This window comes from Clostridium caldaquaticum (genome assembly GCF_023806125.1).
Classification (GTDB): Bacteria; Bacillota; Clostridia; order Clostridiales; family Clostridiaceae; genus Clostridium_AT; species Clostridium_AT caldaquaticum.
Window position 1 is genome coordinate 83,323 of sequence record NZ_JAMSKT010000001.1, and the last position, 15,839, is coordinate 99,161.

At 32.0% G+C, this 15,839-nt stretch carries 13 protein-coding genes and 2 tRNA genes; 3 read left to right on the forward strand and 12 right to left on the reverse strand.

Annotation, left to right across the window (positions count from 1 at the left end; all coding sequences use genetic code 11):
* Window positions 1-24 precede the first annotated feature (24 nt).
* The 10 genes from mglC to M2651_RS00445 all read right to left on the reverse strand — a co-directional run bounded on the left by mglC (window position 25) and on the right by M2651_RS00445 (window position 13,970).
* A complete protein-coding gene (gene mglC, locus M2651_RS00400; protein ID WP_252130347.1) occupies window positions 25-1,053 on the reverse strand; it encodes a galactose/methyl galactoside ABC transporter permease MglC in 1,029 nt (342 codons plus the stop codon).
* A gap of 52 nt (window positions 1,054-1,105) precedes the next feature.
* A complete protein-coding gene (mglA, locus tag M2651_RS00405; protein WP_252130348.1) occupies window positions 1,106-2,626 on the reverse strand; it encodes a galactose/methyl galactoside ABC transporter ATP-binding protein MglA in 1,521 nt (506 codons plus the stop codon).
* A gap of 75 nt (window positions 2,627-2,701) precedes the next feature.
* Window positions 2,702-3,754 (reverse strand): galactose/glucose ABC transporter substrate-binding protein MglB, encoded by a 1,053-nt coding sequence (mglB, locus tag M2651_RS00410; RefSeq protein ID WP_252130349.1) that lies wholly within the window; start codon window positions 3,752-3,754, stop codon window positions 2,702-2,704.
* A gap of 185 nt (window positions 3,755-3,939) precedes the next feature.
* The gene (locus M2651_RS00415) at window positions 3,940-4,917 is read right to left on the reverse strand and encodes a substrate-binding domain-containing protein (RefSeq protein WP_252130350.1); all 978 of its coding nucleotides are present in this window, start codon (window positions 4,915-4,917) and stop codon (window positions 3,940-3,942) included.
* Entirely contained in the window at window positions 4,907-6,673 is a 1,767-nt protein-coding gene (locus M2651_RS00420; protein ID WP_252130351.1) for a sensor histidine kinase, read from the reverse strand. Before M2651_RS00420 ends, M2651_RS00415 begins: the two co-directional genes overlap by 11 nt.
* Window positions 6,674-6,686: 13 nt before the next feature.
* Window positions 6,687-8,312 carry a response regulator gene (locus tag M2651_RS00425; protein WP_252130352.1) on the reverse strand — a complete coding sequence of 542 codons (1,626 nt, stop codon included), beginning with the start codon at window positions 8,310-8,312 and terminating at the stop codon, window positions 6,687-6,689.
* A gap of 127 nt (window positions 8,313-8,439) precedes the next feature.
* Entirely contained in the window at window positions 8,440-11,547 is a 3,108-nt protein-coding gene (lacZ, locus tag M2651_RS00430) for a beta-galactosidase, LacZ type (RefSeq protein ID WP_252130353.1), read from the reverse strand.
* A 121-nt stretch (window positions 11,548-11,668) separates the two neighbouring features.
* On the reverse strand, window positions 11,669-12,391 hold the full coding sequence (locus M2651_RS00435; protein ID WP_252130354.1) for an amino acid ABC transporter ATP-binding protein: 723 nt from the start codon (window positions 12,389-12,391) through the stop codon (window positions 11,669-11,671).
* Window positions 12,384-13,037: an amino acid ABC transporter permease gene (locus M2651_RS00440; protein WP_252130355.1), complete on the reverse strand. Its 654-nt coding sequence runs from the start codon at window positions 13,035-13,037 to the stop codon at window positions 12,384-12,386. The genes M2651_RS00435 and M2651_RS00440 overlap by 8 nt, the downstream gene beginning before the upstream one ends.
* Before the next feature lie 78 nt (window positions 13,038-13,115).
* Window positions 13,116-13,970, reverse strand: a complete 855-nt coding sequence (locus M2651_RS00445) for an ABC transporter substrate-binding protein (protein ID WP_252130356.1) — start codon at window positions 13,968-13,970, stop codon at window positions 13,116-13,118.
* 384 nt (window positions 13,971-14,354) lie between these two features.
* Here M2651_RS00445 and M2651_RS00450 point away from each other — a divergent pair, with 384 nt between their 5' ends.
* From M2651_RS00450 to M2651_RS00460, 3 genes are all read left to right on the forward strand, one after another.
* Complete coding sequence (locus M2651_RS00450) at window positions 14,355-14,675, forward strand: hypothetical protein (RefSeq protein ID WP_252130357.1); 321 nt, start codon at window positions 14,355-14,357, stop codon at window positions 14,673-14,675.
* 141 nt (window positions 14,676-14,816) lie between these two features.
* A tRNA-Pro gene (locus M2651_RS00455) sits at window positions 14,817-14,892 on the forward strand.
* 82 nt (window positions 14,893-14,974) lie between these two features.
* Window positions 14,975-15,050: transfer RNA gene (locus tag M2651_RS00460), tRNA-Pro, on the forward strand.
* Window positions 15,051-15,073: 23 nt separating this feature from the next.
* On the opposite strand, the gene M2651_RS00465 is transcribed toward M2651_RS00460, so the two are convergent.
* Window positions 15,074-15,229, reverse strand: coding sequence for a hypothetical protein (locus M2651_RS00465; protein WP_252130358.1), 156 nt, complete (start codon window positions 15,227-15,229; stop codon window positions 15,074-15,076).
* Window positions 15,230-15,417: 188 nt separating this feature from the next.
* The gene (locus M2651_RS00470; RefSeq protein ID WP_252130359.1) at window positions 15,418-15,837 is read right to left on the reverse strand and encodes a hypothetical protein; all 420 of its coding nucleotides are present in this window, start codon (window positions 15,835-15,837) and stop codon (window positions 15,418-15,420) included.
* Between the last annotated feature and the right edge of the window lie 2 nt (window positions 15,838-15,839).

The window sequence follows — 15,839 nt, forward strand, 5'->3', positions numbered from 1 at the left end:
GGGGGAGGCTCTTAAGCCTCCCTTTTATTTCTTCTTTAAATATTTTCTTATATCAATTGCAACAGCACATACTATAATTAAACCCTTAACAATATATTGAATATATGGGTTAACATTTAAGAATGCTAATCCGTAATTTATAACCTGGAATATAAGAACTCCTGTTATAATTCCAGGAACTGTACCTATACCGCCTGAAGTTGATACTCCACCAACAACGCAAGCAGCTATAGCATCAAGTTCATACATATTTCCTGTATTGTTTGTTGCACTACCTACACGTCCTGCCTCTAAAGTACCAGCAAAACCATATAGTGCTCCAGCTATAATATATATTATTATTAAATATTTAGTAACATTAACACCAGATACAGCAGCTGCTTCAGGGTTTCCGCCTATAGCATACATATTTTTCCCAAGTCTTGTTTTGTTCCAAAGAATCCAGGTAATTATTGTTACTATAAGTGCATAAACAATTAAGTGAGGTAATTGAAATCCAAATATATCATAACTTCCAGTAACAAAATTCTTAAACCCTTTATCGAAACCGCCTATTGGCTGTGCTCCTAATGGCGGACGGTCAACATATATTGAACTTAAACCATAAACTATAATCATCATACCAAGTGTAGCTATAAATGGTGGTACTTTAAATATTGAAACTACTGTTCCATTTAATAAACCTATAGTACAGCCAATTATTATAGACAGTAAAATTGGAACTATTATTGGCAGTTTAGGTAAGTTTGGATACATACGATAAGCATAATCAGTTGCCTGCAGCAAGGAAGCTGATACAACAGCTGAAAGACCTACCATACGTCCTGCTGAAAGATCTGTACCTTGAGTTATTAATATACCTCCAACTCCTAGCGCTATTATTATACGTGTTGATGATTGAGTTAATATATTCATAAGGTTTTTCATTGATAAAAAGTCAGGCTCTATTGCAATAATAGTTACTATAAGTACTGCTAGTACTACATATATTGCATTGTTCATAAGCCATTGTCCTGTTCTTTTTGCATCAAAAGAAACTTTTTTGTTTTCCATCGCTAAATCCTCCTTTTCGATTCAGAATACTATACATTCTAATACATCCTCACTACAAATACATTGCAGATAATCTCATAATTTCTTCCTGAGTTGTCTTCTTAGTATCAACTATACCAGCAACTCTTCCATTACTCATAACTAATATTCTATCAGTTGTACCCAAAAGCTCCGGCATTTCTGAGGATACCATTATAATGGCTTTACCTTCTGCGGCTAATTTATTCATAAGCTGATAAATTTCAAACTTAGCACCAACATCTATACCTCTTGTAGGTTCATCTAACATTAATATTTCAGGTTTTGTTAACAGCCATCTGCCTATAATAACCTTTTGCTGATTTCCACCAGATAATGTTCCTATTGCTGTTTTCTGACCAGGTGTTTTAACTCTCATAGAATCAATAACCCACTGAGTATCCTTACTGATATCTTTATCAGATAAAAATCCAAATTTAACGTAACTTTCAATGTTAGAAATAATTGAGTTGAAACTTATTGATAATCTGTCAAATATGCCAGTTACTCTTCTTTCTTCAGTTACAAGAGCAAAGCCGTTTTTCATAGCAGCACGCGGATTAATATTTTTAATGTCCTTGCCGTGAAGCTTAATACTTCCTGAACTTATTTTTCTTATTCCAAATAAAGCTTCAAGTATTTCTGTCCTCTTGGCTCCGACTAATCCAGCTATTCCAAGTATCTCGCCTTCTCTTAAATCAAAGCTTACATCCTTAAGTGACGGCTGAACTTCTCCAGTTAGATTTCTTACCTCTAATATAATTTTTCCAGGCTTATTTGTTTTCTCTGGGAAACGATGAGATAAGTCTCTTCCAACCATCATATTTATTATTAAGTCAGTAGTTAACTCTTTTGCAGATTTTGTAGCAATCCACTGACCATCTCTCATTATAGTAACATCATCTGATATTTTAAGAATTTCTTCCATTTTATGAGATATATATATAATTCCTACATTTTTCTTCTTTAATTTTTCAATAATTTTAAATAAATGGTCAACTTCTTTTTCTGTAAGAGAAGAGGTTGGCTCATCCATAACAATTACTTTAGAATCATAAGAAACTGCTTTTGCAATCTCCACCATTTGCATCTGTGATACTGATAATGTGTTTATCTTTTGTCTTGGATCTAAGTTTATATCAAGTTCTTCAAATATTTTCTTTGTATCTTCATACATCTTTTCTTCATCAATGAAAAAACCTTTTTCCGGATAGCGTCCTAACCAGATATTATCTATAATATTTCTTTGTCTAACTTGATTTAATTCCTGGTGAACCATTGAAACACCATTGTCTAATGCTTGCCTGGAATTTTGAAACTCGACCTTTTTCCCGCATAAATAAATTTCGCCTTCATCCATATGGTATATACCAAATAAACATTTCATAAGTGTTGATTTTCCAGCACCATTTTCACCCATAAGAGCATGAACAGTACCTGGTCTAACTTTAAGAGTTACACCTGATAATGCCTTAACTCCAGGAAATTCCTTAGATATATTTATCATTTCTAATACATATTGTGCACTCTTTATTGTGTTTGCTGTATTATCCATGGATTTCCCTCCTTATCCACAAAATTTTTAAATGCTTTGAGACACACTTTAAAGTGTGCCTCATATGCACTTTTATTATTTATACGCTTCTTCAGCAGTGTTTACATTATCTTTGTTAATCTTAACATATGGTACACGAACTGCTTTTTTGTCATCTAGCTTCCATTTTGTTCCATCAAGAACATCTTTTCCATTAGCAGCATTTATAGCTAAATCAAGAGTTGCTTGTCCTTGATTTTTAGCATCATTTAATACTGTACCAACCATTTTACCTTCTTTAATCTTAGCTAGTGCATCTGGAATAGCATCAACACCAAATACTGGCATAAACTTATCATTCTTGAAATACCCAACTTTTTCAAGAGAGGTTACAGCACCTAATGCCATAGCATCGTTATTAGCTATAACTAATTCTATTTTGCCTTCGTTCTTAGCAAGCCATGCGTCCATTTTTTCTGCAGCTTTGTTAGTATCCCACATAGCTGTATCTTCTGCTATCTTTTCAACACCAATTCCTTTTTCAACTATAGTATCAACAACATACTTAGTTCTTGCTTCAGCATCTGGATGTCCTGGCTCACCCTTTAATAATACGTATTGAATTTTTCCATCCTTATTTAAATCCCATTTTTCTGCGTTCTTTTTCCACTCATCTGCTATTAACTCACCTTGCATAACTCCTGACTCTTTTGATAAAGTTCCAACATACCAAGCTTTATCATAGCTAGCTAAAGCTGCTGCATCTGGCTCTTTATTAAAGAATATTACTGGAAGTTTAGCTGCTTCAGCTTTTTCAATAACGTTTCCTGCAGCCTTTGGGTCAACAAGGTTAATTGCTAGAGCCTTAACTCCCTTTGAAATCATAGCATCAATTTGCTCAAGCTGCTTAGATTGGTCATTTTGTGAGTCATTAAGTGTTAACTCTGCTTTATCCTTTGCTCCCTTTTCAATTGATTGTCTTACAAAGGACATGAAGTTGTCGTCAAATTTGTAAATAGTAACTCCTATCTTTGGAGCATTTGATGAACTTCCTGATGAATTTGAACCACCTGTTGAAGCTGACTTTGAAGCACATCCTCCAAGTACTACTGCTGTAGCTAATACTGCTGCAACTAATTTTTTATTCATAAACCATTCCCCCTACTTATTATTGATTTATTAATTTGAGTTTGTAATGTATCGTTTTCATGTACTAATAATAACATCTTGTCCATGTAAAGATAATATAAAATTCTACGCTGTTATATAAAAATTCTACTGTGTTGTAAACATACACAGTAGAATTTAATCGTTATACTTATTCACTTTAAATCTTACCTTGAAAATTGAAATATAAACTTCTGATTTTCTTCTGTATAAATATTGTTACTATCAATAATTTTTGTTTCTATATTTACTTCTTTATCTACCTTAATTCCTCTTGCTGCCATAGCAGCATATTTTACTCCAAGATATCCCATTGCAAAAGGATTTTGTACGACGATTGAATTTATTACGCCTTTTTCTAAGTATTGAATTTCAAGAGGTGTGTTGTCAAAGGCAATTAACTTAACCTTAAAAGCAAGCCCTAATTCTTCTATAGCTTGAGCTGCTCCTAGGGAAGCTGAATTATTTAAAGCAATTATTCCATCTATTTTATCCTGTTTTAAAAGCAGTTCTTTAGTTAAAGTATAAGCAAGTTTTTCATTTGAATTAGAATACTTCCTGCTTACCAGATTTATTCCAGAATATTTTTCTAACGCACTGATTACTCCAGCCTCTCTCTTGTCTGCACTTTCACTGCCTTTAACAAAATTTATTATTGCTACATTAGCACTTTCACCAACTATACTAATAAGTTTTTCTCCAGCCATCTTTCCCGCTTCGAAATTATCTGTAGAAATGCTGCTTACTACCTTATCAGAGTCAACACCAGAGTCTACTGTAATAACAGGAATTTTTCTTTCATAAGCTTTTTCTACTGAATCTTTCATACCTTTATAATCCGAAGCAGCTAATATAACCGCATCCACATTCTTATCCAATGCATCTAAAAAAAGCTCCTTCTGCCTTTCTGTATTTTGTTCACTATCTGGTGCTGTAAAAGTCATATTTACATTAAATTCCTTAGCAGCTTCATGAGCTCCTAAATATACGGAGTTCCAGAACTGTCCCCCCCTCATTTTCACAATAAAATCAATATTTATCCTTTGTTCAAGGCTGGTTTTTCCCTTACTCCTGTAAGAACCGTAAAAACCAGCAGCACTAATAATAATGAGTAAAATCAAAAACAACCGCAATTTATTTTTCATCGTTCTCATCCTTTTCTATTGGAAGCCAGAACTTTACTCTTGTTCCTTCTTCCAACTCACTCTGAATTTCTAATCCATACTCTTTTCCATAATAAATCTGTATTCTTTCATGAACATTTCTTACTCCAACTCCTGCCCCGCCATTTTCTTTGGAATTATACGAAAGTATATTTTCTAAAACTTCTGGTTTTATTCCTAAGCCATTATCTGTTACTTCATAAAGCAGCTTATTATCAACTGTTTTAGCAGAAACATTTATAACCCCTTCTTCAACCATATACTGAATTCCATGATAGAGAGCATTTTCTATAATAGGCTGAAGTATAAGCTTTAAAGTTTTGTACTGAAGAACTTCTTCCTCAACTTCAATATTAAACCTAAACTTACTTTTAAATCTTATCTTTTGTATAATTAAATAATTTTTAGCATGTTCTATTTCTTCTTTTACAGTAATTATATTTTTCCCTCTGCTTATGCTTATCCTGAAAAGTCTTGCAAGAGAAGTTACCATAGTTATAACATCTTCAATTTTTCCATTTTCAGCCATCCACACTATAGAATCTAATGTGTTATACAAAAAGTGGGGATTAATTTGGGCCTGCAAAGCGTTCAGCTCACTGCGCCTCTTTGCTTCCTGCTCAACAACTATTTGCTCCATAAGCTGTTTTATCTTTGAAACCATTATATTAAAAGTTTTTGCTAAATGTACAACTTCCTTGTCTCCATTAATATGAACTGTTGTATTAAAGTCACCTTCTTCTAACTTTTTCATAGAATTATCAAGCTGTCTGATTGGCTTTGTTATTTTTGCAGAAATAATTATAAAAATTAATACAATAAACACCATTGCAAATAATAAAATTAAAACTGAAAAGTTTGTTATATCCTTCTTAGTTTTATAGAACTCATCCAAATAGGATATCCCTGTAATTTTCCACTCACTGTTTCCTATAGTTTTAACTGTTGCAAGCCTTTCCTCTCTATCAATATATTGAGTAATTGTTCCATAAGAAGTTTTTAATACATCTTTAACATCCTCATTTTTAAGACCTAAATATATAAGCTGCTGCTGAGGATGGTATATAAAGTTTCCTTTTGAATCTACTATAAACATATACCCTCTTTTACCTAAGCTTACCTTTTGGCAAAGTTGTTCTATTGAACTAAAGTTTAAATCTATAAGCAGTACACCATTTATCTTCTCGCTTCCCTGATTAAATGTAACAGCTTTACTTAAAGATATTACCCAATTATGTTTAACCTCAAATAAATTTTGAACATGGGGTGATGATATAAATACTTCACCATTATTTTCCACTGCCTTTATAAACCACTCTTGATTTACTATATCTGCATTATTTTTAAGCTTTGAAAATGGATCCCCCATAATAAGATTTCCTTTATCAGAAAATAACGCAATAGATACTATATCATCCCTCATATCAAGTATAACATCTAACTTTTCAATAAGGTCAGGACTATTAGTAGTATTTACTTTATTTATACTTTCATCAATTAAATTAACAATATCAATCATGCTGTTTTTGTAATTTTCTATATTAAATCCTACCTGCTCAATAACTTGCATTGTGCTTCTGCTTATATTTTGTTTAGCTGTACTTGAAAATTTTCCTGAAAGTATAACGCTTACAAACACCATAGCAATAACAGTAATAATAGCAAAAGACACTGTAATTATTGACTGTATACTCTTAAGTGTTATAAAATTAGTTATTTTATTCATTAGTTTTCTCATTTATCTAAGCTCCTTACTGTGCTGTTCCTTTTACACTGTTTCTAAACTCCGAAGGCGATAAATTAAATTTTTTCTTAAAACTGTAACTGAAATAATTGGGTTCTGAATATCCAACTTTTTCTGCAATTTCAAAAGTCTTCATGTTAGTTGTCCTTAAAAGTTCCTTTGCCTCTTCCATTCTTACATGGGTTAAATAATTTATAAATGTTGTTTTTGTTTCTCTTTTAAATATAAAGCTGAAATAATTAGGACTTATGTGAAGATAATTACATACTCTGTTTATATTTATATCGCTTTCTCCAAAATGTTCTTTTACATATTCTTTTGCTTTCTCAACCAAATCATTTGCTGTATCCTGTCTATCCTTAATAATGTAATTTCTTATTTTAATTGAAATATCCTTAAACCAGCTTTGCACTTCTTCTATTCCTTTTAAACTATGAAGCTCTACAAATAAATTGTGATTAGAACCAAAAATATTATCAATATCAATATCTGAATTCCTTGCAACTTTCATAATTGTAGTAAGCATTTCCATAATATATATCTGATAATCATTAAATGAAATTTTAGAATCTGCTATCTCTTTAAAAATCTTATCTATTATATCTGAAATTTCCTCTGCTGTACCTACTTTTATAGAACTTTCAAGACTCTTTTCCTTAAGATCATCAAATACAATTTTATTGGCACTTTTAGGTTCTATATCTTCAATCCAAATAAGTCTGTTGTTACCCATAATAATTTTATAATCCAGTGCAGCTAAAGCGTTTTCATGCGATTGGCTTATACGAGTTATATCACAGCATATACTTCCTATACCTATAGTAACAGTAAACTTCAAAAACTTTTCAATTGTCTGTCTTAATTCTTCTAAGGCATTAAAGTTTTTTTCAATAATTTTTTCTCTTTCATAATCTTTAAAATTACTAATTATAACAACTGTTTCATCATTTATAAAAGCAACACCTAAGTTATATTTAGCAGCGATTTCCTCTACAATATTAAGAACAGAGAATTTCCAAAGCTCCTTTTCATTCTCAAACCGCTTTTCATAAGTTGAAAAATCTATGCTGACAATAGATACTGTATAGCTGTTTCCTTTTAAATCAATATTATAAATTTTACTTTTTTCTTCTATTTCTTCTTTTGTTAAAGTACTTGTTATAAGGGAAGCTAAAAATTTTTCCTTTAATATAGGCAGACTCTTTCTAAAATGTTCTCTCAGCGTTTCCATGTTTTCTTTCTCTAAAATTTCAGCATCTATCTTTTTTTTAGTCTTTATAAGTATTTCTGTAAGTTCAGATGCTGAAATAGGTCTTAAAATATATTCCAAAACATTTAACTTAATAGCCTTATGTGCATATTCAAATTCATCATAACCTGTTACAACAATTATCTTTGTTGTAGGATATTTTTCCCTGACAATTGAAGATAACTCTAATCCATTCATAAAAGGCATGTTTATATCCGTAAGCAGAACATCAGGTAAAGTTTTTTCAAAAATTTCAAGAGCTTCCTTGCCGTTTTCAGCCTCACCTACTATTTCAAACCCTATGGCCTCCCAATCTATTTTATCTATAATTCCCTTTCTAACCTCAACTTCATCATCTACTATAAGAAGTTTATACTTTCTCATTTAATTACCCCTTTACGTTAAAAATATTTAATTTAAATCATAAACTAAATTTCACATTACTTCAATAACAAAAAAGAGTCCTCTCAATTATTATAATCTATTTTGAGAAGACTCAATTCATATCAATCTATTTTTTTATTCCTTTTATAGTATAGGAAAAGCTGTAATGTTTGTCAGCATATAAAGTAAATTCCGGATGAGTTTTTGAGCCCCAGCTGTCATCACCGCCTACTCCCATCTGTTTATAATTTACTCTTACTACAACCTTATTGCTTTTAGGCAGCTTATAATTATGGTCAGCTTCTTCTAATTCTTCTATAGAATATGGCAGAACATTCAATTCAACTACAGGATTTCCAAGTATCATTAAGCCTGCCCCTTCTTCGTTAACTAAAGCAGCCCATCTAACCTCTGTCTTATTTCCGCATTCCTGTGGTTTTAAATATGGTACATATTGTTCATGAACCTTTCCTCTGTAAATAGCTATTTTAGCACTTTCTTTTCTATCCCAATAATTTTCATGTGGTCCATTACCATACCATGACAGATTTTCAAAAACTGAATCCATAATAAATAGTGTTCCTACTTCAGGTATTTCAGGCAGGTTTTCTCCTGGTACAAGAGTTTCATTTATTTTTATCTCTCCATTGCCTAATATTTCATATTGAAGTTTACATAGGGAAAAGCTTGAAGCAGGAAGAATAAATTCAGCAGTTAAAATTACTTTTGAACTATAAGTTTCTATACTTAACTTTTTCATCTGCTTTAAACTTCCGGCATTTTTCCATGCTGCACATCTTTCCTGAAGCATATTTCCTCTGTCATTATCTGTTACTGCTCTCCAGAAATTCGGCCTTATTCCTTCTTTTAAAAGCTCTATATTTTCAAACTTGTAAGATACAATCTCTCCTTTTAATTTATCAAAAACAACTGTAAAATTGCTTCCTATAATATTTAATTTATCCTCATTATCCTCAATAGAAATGCCTGGATAATTTACCGCCTTTATTTCGACTTTATACTCAACAGGAAGAATAAACTGCTTAAATGCAACTTCATGACCTGCTTCTGCCCAAAGAGTTTCTTTTTTTAATACAAAACTTATATTTAAAATATATTCTTCATCAGGCAGAGCATTTTTAGGTAAATTATAATTTATTTCTGTTTGTTTTGATGTCTGCGGTTCTATATCCAAATCCAAACTTCCCTCAGAAATTATTTCGCCATTTTTAGTTACATTCCATAAAAGTTTATACTCATTTAAATTTGTAAATAAAAATTCATTATAAATTTTTATTATTCCATTCTTCAAATCTACCTCATTAACATGAATAGATTCATAACATTTTTTAACTTCATAGATTTTAGGTGTTAAACTTTTGTCTGCAAATATTAATCCATTACCGCAAAAGTTTCCATCGTTTGGTTTATCCCCAAAATCACCGCCATAAGCTAAATACTCTATTTTTTCAGGTGTTTCAGTAAGTATAGCCTGATCTTTCCAATCCCAAACAAATCCGCCCTGAAGTATAGAATACTTTCTGAATAATTGCCAATACTTAAATAGGTTTCCACAGGAATTACCCATTGCGTGGCTATATTCACATAGAATAAACGGCTTTTTAGGATTCTTTAAAGCATAGGCTTCTACATCCTGAGGCTTAGTGTACATCTGGCTTTCTATGTCTGATGCAGCTTCAAAAGCCCTATTATGAAAAATTCCTTCATAATGAACAACTCTTGTTGGATCATTTTCTTTTAAAAAATCATGCATTTTAATAAAATTTTCTCCACCGTAAGATTCATTACCAAGAGACCATATTATTACAGATGGATGATTTTTATCTCTTTGGAACATAGAGTTGCATCTGTCTAAAACTGCACCAGTCCATTCAGGATGACTGCCTGGAATAATTTCCTCTTCTTTATAGTGCCCCATCTCCCACATACCATGAGTTTCCAGATTAGTTTCATCTATAACATAAAGCCCATATTCATCACAAAGGTCATACCAAAGCTCATTATTTGGATAATGGGAAGTTCTTACTGCATTTATATTAAACTTTTTCATAAGCTTTATGTCATAAAGCATATCTTCATAACTTACAGCTCTTCCATCTATATGGCTGAATTCATGTCTATTAACACCTTTAAACAGTATTCTTTTTCCATTTATCTTCATTAACCCATCTTTAATCTCAAACTTTCTAAAACCTATCCTGCAGCTTACTGTTTCTATTATATTTCCTGTACTGTCCTTTAAACTAAGTACTAAAGTATAAAGGTTAGGATTTTCTGCACTCCACTTTAATGGATTTTCAACAAAAGCTGAAGTTTCAACCTTATACTCAAATTTATTATTTAAATCTACATTTATTTTCATAGGTTCATTTAACACTTTATTTTTTAACTTGTCATAAAGCATACCTTCTAGACTTAAACCGTCCACAGATTTGTTATAATAATTTATAAGTTTTGCTTTCACAGTTAAAGTTGCATTTTTATAAATTTCATCAAGGTCAGGAATTGCTGAAAAATCGTATATATGAACTTCTGGTGTAGAGTATAAATAAACATCTCTAAAAATACCGCTTAATCTCCAGAAGTCTTGATCCTCAAGCCAGCTGGCATCACACCATCTGTAAACTTCTACTGCAAGTTTATTTTCTCCTTTTAATAAGTATGGCGTTATATCAAACTCTGAAGGTGTGAAAGTATCTTCACTGTAACCTACAAATTCCCCATTAACCCAAAGGTAAAAAGCGGATTCTACTCCTTGAAACCTTATATACACAGGTTTTCCTTCCCATCCTTCAGGTATAGTAAAATTTCTTACATATGAACCTACTGGATTATATGCTGTAGGTGCTATTGGTGGTTTTATGTTCTCTTTTCCATACCAAGGATATATTTTATTAGTATATTGGGGATAGTCATAACCCTGCATCTGCCAGTGAGACGGCACCTTTATTTCAGCCCAGGAGCTTGTATCGAAATCATTTTCATAAAAGTTTTTAATTCTCTTCTCAGGATTTTCAGCAAAGCTGAACTTCCACATACCATTTAAACATAAGTAATGCTTTGAATTAAATCTGTTTCCTTCTAATGCTTCTTCAATACTATCAAACGGCATAAGTGTTGCATGAGCATCCATTCTGTTAACCTGAAAAATCTCAGGATTATTATTCCATTCAGGATATCCATTATCTGGAGGTAGGTATTTAAACTTATTCATTATATATAGCACCTCTTTACTTATATTTATAGAAAGCCTTTTCTATTTCATTTTAAATGATTTCATTGAAAAATACAATATAAAATATTAAGTGCCAGGCACATGCCTGGCACTATAATAACTATAATACCTTTCTTAAAAAATCCTGAGTTCTTGCTTCTTTTGGGTTTCTGAATATCTCTTCAGGGGTTCCCTCTTCAAGTATTCTTCCTTCATCCATGAATATTACTCTATCCCCTACTTCTCTTGCAAAACCCATTTCGTGAGTTACAACAACCATAGTCATACCTTCTGCCGCAAGTTCCTTCATAACATCTAAAACTTCTCCTACCATTTCCGGGTCAAGAGCTGATGTAGGCTCGTCAAACAGCATAACATCCGGCGACATTGCAAGTGCTCTTGCTATGGCTATTCTCTGCTTTTGTCCCCCTGACAGCTGTGATGGGTAACTTGAAGCCTTATCTTCAAGTCCTATTCTCCTGAGCAGCGTTTTAGCTGTCTTTTCTGCTTCTTCTTTAGAAAGACCTTTAAGCTTCCTTGGAGCAAGAGTAATATTATCTATTACACTCATGTTAGGGAAAAGATTAAACTGCTGAAATACCATACCCATCTTTTCTCTTAACTTATTAATATTTGTACCCTTATCAGTTATGTCAATTCCCTCAAATATAATCTGTCCATCGCTTGGCTCTTCAAGTAAATTGAGGCATCTTAAAAAAGTACTTTTTCCAGAACCACTAGGACCTATTACAACAACAACTTCACCTTTGTTAATCTCAATATCTATACCTTTAAGCACGTGGAGCTTTCCAAATTTTTTCTGTAAGTTTCTTACCTTAATCACTATTCTTTAGCCTCCTCTCAAACCTTCCCATAAGCTTTGAAAGTGTGAAGGTCATTATAAAATATATTAATGCAGCTACTATAAGAGGCTCAAAAGCTCTAAAGGTATTACCTCTTACTGTATCTGCATTATACATAAGCTCTTTAATACCTATAACAGAAACTACTGATGATTCCTTTATAACAACTACAAACTCATTTCCAAGTGCGGGAAGAATATTTTTAATAGCCTGAGGCACTATTACATATCTCATTGCAGCACCATAGCTTAAACCTAGTGAGCGTGCTGCTTCCATCTGTCCCTTATCTACCGCTTGTATACCTGCTCTGATTATTTCAGCTACATAAGCACCACTGTTTATAGCTAGCGCCATAATTGCTGAAGGCATTTCAGGTATATTAAAACCTATTAAATCAGGTAATGCGTAGTATATTATAAATATTTGAACCATTAATGGTGTTCCTCTTATAAACTCAATATATGCTCCTGATATAATATTTAGAACTTTAATTTTAGATATTCTCATTAATGCAAGTAAAAGTCCTAATATAACTCCGAATAACACAGTAAAAAAAGCTAAAATCAATGTGAATTTTGCTCCATTTAAAAAGAACATATAATACTTAAATAAAAAAGAAAAATCCAAATTACTCCCTCCTTTTTTCTTACTCTAAACAATAAAAGAGGTTAGACAACAGCTGTTGTCTAACTCATCCCAAACTTCTTATTTTGATTCTGCTAAGCTATTTGCATCAGCTACTAATTTATCTATAGTATTATTTTTCATTAATCTATCTAAAGTTTTGTTTATCTCATCTACAAGTTCTTTATTTCCCTTTTTAACAGCTACTGCAGATCCTGCCTCTTCTGTTTTAAGAACTATATCAGATATTGCTAAATCACTATTTGCATTTACATTTGACTTTGCAACAGGTCCTTCAATTATAGCAGCATCTACCTTCTTTGTCTTTAAAGCTAAAGTTATATCTGAAATCTTTCCTAAAGCCTTAGCTTCTGAATTAGGCATTTGATTAGCTGCAATTTCTTCTTGTATAGCTCCCTTTTGAACACCGACTTTTTTACCCTTTAAATCATCAACTGACTTGATTTTATCCTTATCTTCTGCTCTAACTACAACTTGTTGAACTGCAGTATAGTATATATTTGAAAAATCTACGCTTTGCTTTCTTTCTTCCGTTGGAGTCATTCCAGATAATACAAAATCAATATTTCCCGCCTGAAGTGCACCAAGAAGTCCTTTAAAGTCCATAGACTTTATTTCTAATTCTACTCCTAAGTCCTTTGCTATTTCCTTAGCAATTTCGATATCGAAACCTACAATAGTTTCCTTACCATCAACTGATTTTATAAACTCATAAGGAGGATAGTCTGGGCTTGTTCCTAGTACTATCTTTCCTGCCTTTTTTATTTGATCTACCTTTGTTTCAACCTTTTTCTCTGGCTCTTTGTTTGCAGCTGCATCAGTATTAACCGCCTGTTTTTTACCACATCCTGCTAATCCCATTGTTAAAACTGCTGTAAGTGCAAGTGCTGTTAATTTTAAGTATCTAAATTTCATTTATTTTCCCCCTCATATCTATTCTTATTTTCTTTATTATTTATTACATGTATCATTATACTCGCACCTTTATAATTATGCAAGAATATTTTTTTATAATTATTATTAGTAATTTTTATCATTTTTTATGATAAATAGTTAAAATTATGTTTATATTTAGCATACTTCATCATTACAAATTTTTAGCTAAAGTGCTTCATACAATAAACGGTTTAATTTATAAATATACACGCATAATTTAAAAATATGTATATTTATACAAAATTTAAAGTTGTAGCTGCATAAATATTTTTGTTATTATTTTAAATTTACTTGTGTAAAAAATTAAAAAACTGGTAACAATATATATAAAATACTTAGTACTATACTGGAGGCATAAAATTAATGAAAAACTTTTTAATAGCAGCAGGCGTTGATGTAATACTTATTTTAGTTTCCTACTTTATATTCAGAGGAATTATAAGCGGTCCTACAAGACATAGATTATATGAAAAATTTCTCAGTTCTTTTGCAAAATTTGTAATTCTCATTTTTGCTGCTTCATTAGCCATAACTGGAATTACAGCCCTAGCTCTATATAGAACCAGATACATTCAGTATTTAAACATAATAGCTCCTGCACTTGTCTCAATACTTGTAGGTTTTGTAGTATCAACAGTTCCTACTCGAGGTTATGGAGATAAAGAAAAAGAACAAAATAAATAACCTTAGATTCCCCCTTTAATAAAAAAGGACTGCAGAGTTTATATAAGCTGTAGTCCTTTAAAAATTTCAAAAGTTTTTTTATCTTTTTCAAAAATAACTCTTGATTTATTTATACTTTCCTAATATAATAATATTTGTTCACGGGGTGTGGCGCAGATGGGAGCGCGCGTGCTTTGGGAGCATGAGGTCGCAGGTTCAATCCCTGTCACCCCGACCACAATAAAGGAGTTATCGTTTGATAACTCCTTTTGTTTTATTCATATTGAATTTTCCATTTTATTATAATATAATATTTTTATCGGGGTGTAGCGCAGATGGTAGCGCGCGTGCTTCGGGAGCATGAGGTCGCAGGTTCGAGTCCTGTCACCCCGACCAATGTTAAGCCTACTCTTTGAATATTAATTTTTACTACGCTTTATAGCCATATATGCAATTCCAGCTCCGGCTAAAACACCTAATGCACTCATTCCTGGAACTACCATTCTTTTTCTTTTGTTTTTCTTTGGCATAACCATTGAAGCTAAAGTTTTTGCACCTATAATCTCTCTAATCATAACAGCTTGCCTCCCTATTATCTGTTTTTTCTGGTTTTTATATCTTTATCCTGTATATTGCTTGGATCTGTTCTCTTAGTTCCTATATTTTCATTCTGTTTATCGTTTTTGTTTCCTTTTCCCTTGGACAAAGCTTTACACTCCCCTTTCAGTTATAGCATTCCCACACAAAATTAACAATATTCAAATTAACATAACTTTCCACTCCAGCTGTCTGTATGTTCTTTGATTTTCTGCTTAACCTGTTCTCCAATCTCTCTGCTAATTTTTCTGTTAAGCACAAGCTCATCTATTGCAATAAATCTATCGTGATTTATAAACATCTTAAGCTGGTCTTCACTAAATCCTTTATCTTTTGCCAAATCATAAGCTGTTAAGTTTAATAACTTTGCCTCTTCTATTTCAGAATTTGTAACCCCTATTTTATTTATTAATGCTTTCCTGGCACTTTCTACAATTTTTATTTCTTCGCTTTCATAATGACATTTGTTATCTTCTTTAAATGTAAAAAGCTTATGAATTATGCAGCCTGCTGCACCTATTGCGGCAGCAGCCAGCAACTTGCCTATCATAGCATTTCTATGTCTGTATCTGCACCTTAGAATCAAAG

What these genes read in the sequence shown, in the direction of transcription:
- mglA (WP_252130348.1), bottom strand. Translation starts at nt 2,626, where the DNA reads ATGGATAATACAGCAAACACAATAAAGAGTGCACAATATGTATTAGAA.
- M2651_RS00450 (WP_252130357.1), top strand. Translation starts at nt 14,355, where the DNA reads ATGAAAAACTTTTTAATAGCAGCAGGCGTTGATGTAATACTTATTTTA.
- lacZ (WP_252130353.1), bottom strand. Translation starts at nt 11,547, where the DNA reads ATGAATAAGTTTAAATACCTACCTCCAGATAATGGATATCCTGAATGG.
- M2651_RS00445 (WP_252130356.1), bottom strand. Translation starts at nt 13,970, where the DNA reads ATGAAATTTAGATACTTAAAATTAACAGCACTTGCACTTACAGCAGTT.
- M2651_RS00420 (WP_252130351.1), bottom strand. Translation starts at nt 6,673, where the DNA reads ATGAGAAAACTAATGAATAAAATAACTAATTTTATAACACTTAAGAGT.
- M2651_RS00465 (WP_252130358.1), bottom strand. Translation starts at nt 15,229, where the DNA reads ATGATTAGAGAGATTATAGGTGCAAAAACTTTAGCTTCAATGGTTATG.
- M2651_RS00425 (WP_252130352.1), bottom strand. Translation starts at nt 8,312, where the DNA reads ATGAGAAAGTATAAACTTCTTATAGTAGATGATGAAGTTGAGGTTAGA.
- M2651_RS00415 (WP_252130350.1), bottom strand. Translation starts at nt 4,917, where the DNA reads ATGAAAAATAAATTGCGGTTGTTTTTGATTTTACTCATTATTATTAGT.
- mglB (WP_252130349.1), bottom strand. Translation starts at nt 3,754, where the DNA reads ATGAATAAAAAATTAGTTGCAGCAGTATTAGCTACAGCAGTAGTACTT.
- mglC (WP_252130347.1), bottom strand. Translation starts at nt 1,053, where the DNA reads ATGGAAAACAAAAAAGTTTCTTTTGATGCAAAAAGAACAGGACAATGG.